This is a genomic window from Clostridium sp. FS41 (assembly GCF_000954015.1).
In the GTDB taxonomy this organism is placed as follows: domain Bacteria; phylum Bacillota; class Clostridia; order Lachnospirales; family Lachnospiraceae; genus Enterocloster; species Enterocloster citroniae.
Genome location: NZ_JYHN01000079.1, coordinates 1 through 591, shown reverse-complemented (window position 1 = coordinate 591; position 591 = coordinate 1). Strand labels below are relative to the sequence as shown.

The following is a 591-nucleotide window of genomic DNA, read 5'->3' as shown; positions in this document are numbered from 1 at the left end:
ATTTCCGGTGGCGATGCGCTTAGGGGAAACACCCGTTCCCATCCCGAACACGATGGTTAAGACCTAAGCGGCCGATGGTACTATGCTGGAGACGGCATGGGAGAGCAGGTGGCTGCCGGATTTTTAACCGGGCTTATAGCTCAGCCGGTTAGAGCGCACGCCTGATAAGCGTGAGGTCGGTGGTTCGAGTCCACTTAAGCCCATTTGGGAAGTGCCACCCATATCTTTCGCAGGGGAGGTAAGGCCCACTTAAACCCACTGGGGTAAATGCGACCAAAACTCACAAGAGAAGACATCGCTTTAATCCGCTGGTTCTGAAGTTTCTTCAGATATAAATAGAATAATGACCAAGAAGATAGGAATTGCCTCGCAAGAGGGAAGACCAGCACCGTAAATATTACGTGTAACCATAACGTGGGGGTGTAGCTCAGTTGGGAGAGCACCTGCCTTGCAAGCAGGGGGTCAAGAGTTCGAATCTCTCCATCTCCATTAGGAATTAGCTGTAACAGCTGGTTCCGATACGTACCTTGAAAACCGCATATTGAAATAAATGAATTGAGTATCCTATATATTTATATATAGAATAAACAA

General features: G+C 47.7%; 2 tRNA genes and 1 rRNA gene. All 3 read left to right on the top strand.

Annotation, left to right across the window (positions count from 1 at the left end):
• Positions 1-3: 3 nt before the first annotated feature.
• The 3 genes from rrf (at position 4) to CLFS41_RS25505 (ending at position 489) form a co-directional block, all read left to right on the top strand.
• A 5S ribosomal RNA gene (rrf, locus tag CLFS41_RS25515) occupies positions 4-121 on the top strand.
• Between the two features lie 8 nt (positions 122-129).
• Positions 130-203: transfer RNA gene (locus CLFS41_RS25510), tRNA-Ile, on the top strand.
• Between the two features lie 213 nt (positions 204-416).
• Positions 417-489: transfer RNA gene (locus tag CLFS41_RS25505), tRNA-Ala, on the top strand.
• The last annotated feature ends 102 nt before the right edge of the window (positions 490-591 follow it).